This window comes from Streptococcus sp. SK140, from assembly GCF_000259525.1.
Classification (GTDB): Bacteria; Bacillota; Bacilli; order Lactobacillales; family Streptococcaceae; genus Streptococcus.
In genome coordinates, this window is the sequence record NZ_AJML01000010.1 from 66,689 (window position 1) to 73,803 (window position 7,115).

General features: G+C 39.6%; 6 protein-coding genes. All 6 read right to left on the reverse strand.

The window, feature by feature from the left end; genetic code table 11:
* Nucleotides 1–23 precede the first annotated feature (23 nt).
* Nucleotides 24–518 carry a GNAT family N-acetyltransferase gene (locus HMPREF1116_RS03765; RefSeq protein ID WP_000586904.1) on the reverse strand — a complete coding sequence of 165 codons (495 nt, stop codon included), beginning with the start codon at nt 516–518 and terminating at the stop codon, nt 24–26.
* On the reverse strand, nt 515–1,030 hold the full coding sequence (locus HMPREF1116_RS03770) for a GNAT family N-acetyltransferase (protein ID WP_000395620.1): 516 nt from the start codon (nt 1,028–1,030) through the stop codon (nt 515–517). Before HMPREF1116_RS03770 ends, HMPREF1116_RS03765 begins: the two co-directional genes overlap by 4 nt.
* Before the next feature lie 8 nt (nt 1,031–1,038).
* On the reverse strand, nt 1,039–2,373 hold the full coding sequence (gene murC, locus HMPREF1116_RS03775) for a UDP-N-acetylmuramate--L-alanine ligase (RefSeq protein ID WP_001140867.1): 1,335 nt from the start codon (nt 2,371–2,373) through the stop codon (nt 1,039–1,041).
* 11 nt (nt 2,374–2,384) lie between these two features.
* Complete coding sequence (locus HMPREF1116_RS03780; protein ID WP_000192399.1) at nt 2,385–2,981, reverse strand: hypothetical protein; 597 nt, start codon at nt 2,979–2,981, stop codon at nt 2,385–2,387.
* Nucleotides 2,982–3,039: 58 nt separating this feature from the next.
* Nucleotides 3,040–6,126 carry a DEAD/DEAH box helicase gene (locus HMPREF1116_RS03785; protein ID WP_001096250.1) on the reverse strand — a complete coding sequence of 1,029 codons (3,087 nt, stop codon included), beginning with the start codon at nt 6,124–6,126 and terminating at the stop codon, nt 3,040–3,042.
* 90 nt (nt 6,127–6,216) lie between these two features.
* Nucleotides 6,217–7,115, reverse strand: an 899-nt coding sequence (locus tag HMPREF1116_RS03790) for a MalY/PatB family protein (RefSeq protein WP_000519584.1), incomplete at its 5' end; no start/stop codon positions are given.

Here is a 7,115-nt window from a genome sequence, read left to right on the forward strand (position 1 = left end):
AACCATAGATGCCTTTCTGATGCCTAATTCGTGTTTTCCCAGACCATGTCATACCATTCTTCACCAGCAAAAGTCGACTTTGATTTTCCTTCATTCACAAAACCATGTTTTTCATAATAGCCAATGAGATAGTCATGGCAGGTTAGATTGATTCCCTCACGCTCATGCTCAAGAGCGAGATCTTTTAAAGCGGTCAATAATTTTCGTCCGACACCTAAAGCTTGAGCTTTCTTAGCAATGGATAGACAAGTCACAGAGATATAGCCACCTTTTTGATGGCTATAATCTTTAATGTCTTCTGTAAAGGACTGGTCTCGTAAATGTCGATGAGGGACTACTGGTCCCTCAATATAGCCTAGTATTTCCCCCTCTTTTTCAGCCACTAAAAAACTGGTCTTAATTTCCTTCAGATGAGCTTCAAAAACAGGACGAGGAATAGCTTCTTCAATTGAAAAATTTTCTAGTTCAATTTCAAAGATACGATCTAAATCTGTCAATCTAGCTTGTCTAATAATCATATTTCCTCCTGATAATAGGGATTCTGCCATCGCATGAGAAAGGCAACTTCACTGCTCCTTTCTCCATCTACAATCCCTTGTTCCACAAATCCATTCATTTCAAAGTAGGCCAGCAACTCATCCTCACAAAGCAGATAAATACCTGGTCTATTTTGCTGACGGGTAACTTCCTTCAAAGCTGCTAGCAACAAGGTTCCAAAGCCTTGCCCCTGAAAATCAGGATCTACAGCTAAATCTTCAAGGATGATTGAGTTCTCACTAATGAATTCCTCATCTCCGATCTCAAGCATCCATTTTCTTAAAGAGGGAATAGGAGGTGTCGTCGCAGTGATATAAGCAATCCCTTGATCATCCAGGCTAGCTAAGAGAAACGTACCCGCATGGTTGCGGATACGTTCTTCTATTATTTCTCTGTTCAATACTTCTAGGGAATTTGAAATACTTTCTTGTATCAAGCAAATCTGATTTATATCTGATTGCTGTGCTTCCCTGATTTTAATTGGAAATTCCATGATCTTCCTTACTGAACATTGCTTGTCAAATTAGACAAGAGACGTTCGAATGAATATTCATAAGTTTGGATATCGCCAGCTCCCATGAAAACATAGACAGCATTGTCATGGTCTAGGAGTGGAGAAACATTTTCAACTGTGATAACTTGATGTTTCTTGTTGATTTTATTGGCAAGGTCTTCTACCTTGACATCACCATGGTCCACCTCACGAGCTGAACCGTAGATTTGTGCGAGGTAAACTGCATCAGCCTGATTCAAGGCTTGGGCAAAATCATCCAACAAGGCAATTGTACGAGTAAAGGTATGTGGTTGGAAAATTGCCACGATTTCCTTGCTTGGGTATTTTTGACGTGCAGCATCTAGCGTCGCAATGATCTCAGTTGGATGGTGAGCAAAGTCATCGATGATAACCGTATTATTAACAACCTTTTCTGTAAAGCGACGTTTCACTCCACCAAAAGTCTTCAAGTGTTCACGCACTAAATTCAAATCAAAGCCAGCAGTATAAAGCAAACCAATCACTGCTGTGGCATTCATGATATTGTGGCGACCGAAAGTTGGAATGTGGAATTGACCCAACTCTTGACCACGGAAGTGAACGGTAAAGGTTGAACCTGTTGTAGAACGAAGCAAGTCACTTGCTACAAAGTCATTACCTTCTGTTTCAAAACCGTAATAATAGATTGGGGCATTTGCTGTAATCTTACGCAACTCAGCATCTTCACCGTAAACGAACAAGCCTTTAGTAATTTGTTTGGCATAATCATTGAAGGCGTTGAAGACATCTTCCAAGCTTGTGAAATAGTCAGGGTGGTCAAAATCGATGTTAGTGATGATAGAGTACTCTGGGTGATATGGCATGAAATGGCGCTCATACTCGTCTGATTCAAAGACAAAATACTTGGCATTTGCAGAACCACGACCTGTACCATCTCCGATCAAGTAGCTAGTGTCAGTAATGTGTGACAAGACGTGAGAAAGCATCCCAGTCGTTGACGTCTTACCGTGTGCACCAGCAACTCCCATGCTGATAAAGTCACGCATAAAGCTACCAAGAAACTCATGATAACGTTTGTAGCTGATACCATTTTGGTCAGCATAAGCAATTTCAACATTGTTATCTGGACGGAAGGCATTACCAGCGATAATTTCTAAATCTCCTTGAAGATTTTTTTCATCAAAAGGTAAAATTGTAATTCCTGCTTGCTCTAGTCCACGTTGTGTAAAGTAGTACTTTTCAACGTCAGAACCTTGCACCTTGTGCCCCATTTGATGTAACATCAAAGCCAAGGCACTCATACCTGATCCTTTGATTCCGATAAAATGATAGGTTTTTGCCATTTTCTTCCCCTCTATTCGCTCATTCTAGTCAAGTTAAGCTCTTGGGCCACTTGACGTTCTTGTTCTTTTTGTTTACTTTTTTTGTTATAAATTTGGCTTTTCTTTAAAAAGTCATAATTGTTTTTCTTGGAATGACTTGTTTCACCATCTGAAATTGGATGTTCCACTTGAGAAACTGTTTCTGCCAAAATATAGTGAGACTGACCTAACTTCTGACTATATTTCGCAAATTCTCCTGGATTTTCTTTTTGAAAAGGTGCTGTCGGTTGATTTGCTGGACGCACATTGCTTGTCTTCGGTTGACGTCTCGTATGACTTACATCCTGAGTCAAATATCGAGCCGAGCGCTTCTTTTTCAAATCCGCGCGCGCTTCTTCACGCGCTAATTCAGCATAGGATTTTTCTTTTTTCTCAATCGGTTTTACAAGAGGCTTTGCTTCCTCTTGTTTTTTGTCTTTAGTGATTGGAGACCATTCCAAGTAGTTTTTATCTTGGTAATCACCTTTTATATTACTGATGAAATCAGACTCATCATAGAGATTCATAACTGGCATTTCTGTCAACATGACTTCATCATCTGCCACTATTGGAAATCGTTTTTGTGTCATATTTATTTCCTTTCAATACACCATTATAGCGTAATGTCTTGATTTTTCAAGTATAGGCTCATGAAATCCCTAAAATTTCTCGTATTTCAGCTAGACTCAGACTACCACGAGACTCTGTTCCATCCAAGATTTCAGAAACAAGATTTTTCTTTTTCTCTTGTAATTCTTGAATCTTTTCTTCAATTGTACCTCGAGTCACAAGGCGATAAACTTCAACAGCTTGCTCTTGCCCCATACGATGGGCGCGACCGATAGCCTGCGATTCAACTGCAGGATTCCACCATAAGTCTACTAAAATGACTGTATCGGCACCAGTGAGATTGAGACCGACCCCGCCGGCCTTTAGAGAAATTAAAAATACATCGCGCTCCCCTTGATTAAAGGCTTTGGTCATCTCTTGACGTTCTTGTGAAGGAGTTGAGCCCGTAATTTTAAAGGAAGTCAAGCCTAAGTCAGGCAGCTCTTGCTCAATCCGATCCAGCATACCTCTAAATTGTGAGAAAATAAGTACACGATGCCCACCTTCAGCAATCTGAACCAGCAAATCTCGTAAACTATCCAGCTTTCCGCTCTCTCCTTGGTAGTCCTCCATAAAGAGCGCAGGCGTATCACAAATCTGACGCAGACGCATGAGTCCAGTCAAAATTTCGACTCGATTTCGTTGAAATTCCGAATCGCTTACCTGTCCCAAACGTTCCTGCATCTGTTGCAGTTGAGCAAGATAGATAGCTTTTTGTTGATCCTCCAGTTCATTCTTATAGACAACTTCAATCAAGTCAGGCAACTCTGTCAAAACCTCTTCTTTCTTACGTCTCATGACAAAGGGTTTGATAAATTGAGCCACTCTCTCAGTTGATAGTTTCATAAACTCCTTCTTAGCAGGTAAGAGGCCTGGTAAGACAATTTGAAAAATCGACCAGAGTTCTCCCAGATGATTTTCAATCGGTGTTCCTGATAGTGCAAAGACAGATGGAACCACAAATCGTCGTAAACTTTGTGCAATCTTCGTTTGTGCATTTTTCATCACTTGAGCTTCATCTAGAAAAAGAAAATCAAAAGATAGGTCTCGATAAATTTCACTATCTTGACGGAAAGTAGCATAGCTTGTCACATAAATCTGATGATTTTCTGCCAAAATTGACTCTCGATGAGATTTTAAGCCATGCACAACCGCGACATCTAAATCTGGAGCAAACTTTTGAAATTCATCAGCCCAGTTATAGATTAAGCCAGACGGAGCAAGGATTAGGACACTAGTATCTACTTGAACCTGACTACTTAAAAAGGCGATGGTTTGCAAGGTCTTCCCAAGTCCCATATCATCTGCTAAAATCCCACCAAAGCCATAATGGTGAAGCATCTGAAGCCACTGAATTCCCTTTTTCTGATAGTCTCTAAGTTCTGCTTGGATATTCAGCTCTTTCATCGGAAAATCTTCTGGATGCGTCAAATCATGGGCCAGATTGCGAAATTCTTCGGTGAAAGAAATTTGATCCTGATCCTTAAAGAGATGAGATAGGGTATAAGCTAGGGATTTACGAGCTCGAAAAGCTCCATCTTGTAGGTCCTCTATCCCTAATTCTTCTAAATCCTGACGGATACGCTTGGTCTGATCATCGAAATAGTAAACCTGATTCGAAGAGCTGATGTAATAATCCTGCTTCTCAACTAGAGCTTTCATCGCTCGATCGATTTCTTCTTGATCTATATTTTGAAAATCAAATTGAATTTCTAATAGGCCTCCCTTGGATGAGATGTGTACTTGAGGCTTCTGAACCTGATAGAGATCTTGCAAGCTCTCAGAAATCTTTAATTCTCCAAGCGCTTCAAAAGCTGGTAAAACCTCCTGAAAGAAGGTATGGACTGCATCAGCTTTCAAACTTTGACGCCATGAACGAAAATCTGCTTCAAATCCAGCAGATAGAGCCAACTGAAAGACTTTCTTCTCCAGTTGAATATCACTAGCAAAAGGAAGACTCTCCAGTTCATTACGATTCCTTACTAAGCAAGTTTCATACTGAAACTGCATATCCAAACGGATAGAACCGTCCTCTTCTCCTTCCATGTAGAACGACGGTCGGAAAGACTGAATTTGAAGCGTATCAGGAGCTTTTACCTCTCCTATGTCTTTAAACTGCGACAAGGTCGAAGCTAGAAGATCTCGATCACTGGTATCAAATTGTAAAATCTTTCTACCGCTTTTATCGATAGATACTTTTTTTAATTTTTCTATAAGTCTAGCTTGTTCTTTAGACAGAAGATAAAATGTACCTTTAGTAAACAAGACTTGTCCCTTATAAAACGAATTAAGTCCTACCTGTTGAAAAATTTCCATCTCAAAATAGTTGGATTTTTCTTCAATTTGAAAGGTAAATAAGCCTGCTTTGCCATCAAAATCTTGAAATACAAGATGAGGATAGCTTGAAATCTGATGGTCAAATTGGAATGCATCTAAACCCATCAGCAGACTAACACCCTGCTCAAAAAAAGACAGCGGGAAATAGAGATGACGACCTTGATTTTGGAAAAAGAGGGCATTTTCAACCTCATCTTCTACAATTCCTTGAAGGAAATTCAGAACAAATTGGCTACTTTCATCAAACTGACGAATATTCAAGGAAGTTTCATATAACTTTCCAATCATATAGGGTTTACTAGTTTCTAAAACCTTCAGAAAAAGGGGAATATCTCGGATTACATAAAATTTCTGCGTCTGGATAAGACCGACTCTCAAAGTCCAAATAATGCGATTAGTCCCTGCTTCAATCTGCCCCTGAGCAGACAACTGATAGATTTCAGAAAGACTAGGAATTTGAATGGATTCTAAAAACTTTTCTCCAAAAGTAACCTGAGTTTCAACTTCTTCTTTCTGTTCATGCACATTTTCCAGATTTCCCAAGAGTTCCTGACCAATGTGATCATTTTTCAGGTAATGCTCTAGTGCTGCCAAATGCACACAAAACCCTCTTTTTTGGAAAAAATCACAAGCACAAAAAACCAAATCATCATCCAGGCTATAGCGAATTTCTTCATCTGCTACACGCGCATAGAGGCGATGGTCTTTCTCTTTGATAATTTCAATCTGACTAGTTTCGTAGAGTTGAGCTCCCTCCATTCGAAGCTTCCCTGGAATCAATTTAGCCATATTTTCCCCTTTACTTTATCTCTTAATTATACCACATTTCTTCCTATGAAAATAGCCTCCTAGGGTACTTTTACCCAGAAGGCTAGCTTGTTAAAGTTTAGCGAAAGTAGCAATGATTCGTTGGCAAACTTCTTCCAAGACAGATGTTGGCATGGCTACATTTAAGCGAGCGTGGAGGGCTCCTTCTTCACCAAAGTCCAAGCCTCTGTTCAGGATAACCTTGGCTTCGTCTCTTAAAAGGCTTCTTAATTCTTCATCACAAATATCGTAGGCTGAAAAATCAAGCCAAATGAGATAGGTCCCTTGAGGTTTCATGACCTTGATTTTAGTTTCTTTGCCAAATACATCGACTACATAATTGATGTGTTTCTCAATCAGTTCTTTGAGTTCTGTTAACCAATCTTCACCATAGCGATAAGCTGTTTCTGTTGCCAAATATCCCAAACCTGAGATTTCATGTTGATTATTAGCAAGCTGGCGTTTTTGGAAAGCAAGTCTCAACTTTGGATTCTCGATAATGGCGTAGGAATTCTTTGTTCCCGCAATATTAAATGTTTTGGTAGCGCTGCTTAAAATCAGTGAAAATTCTTTAAAATCTTCATTTACCGTATTGAATGACTGGTGCTTGTTTCCAAACAAGGCCAAATCTTGGTGGATTTCATCAGATACCAGCAAGACCCCATGTTTTTGACAAAGTTGTCCAATCTTCTCTAAGACTTCTTTTTCCCAAACACGTCCACCAGGATTATGAGGATTGCAAAGAACGTAAAGTTTCACATCCTCTTCAACAAAGTCTTTCTCTAATTGATCAAAGTCAATCTCAAAAAGTCCGTCTTTTTCTACTAGAGAGTTGGTGATTAGTCTACGATTATTGAGCTTAATGCTGCGAGCAAAAGGAGGATAAACCGGTGTGTTAATGAGTACTGCTTGACCTTCCTTGGTAAAGGCTTGAATAGCTGTTGAAATAGCTGGTACTACTCCTTCGATAA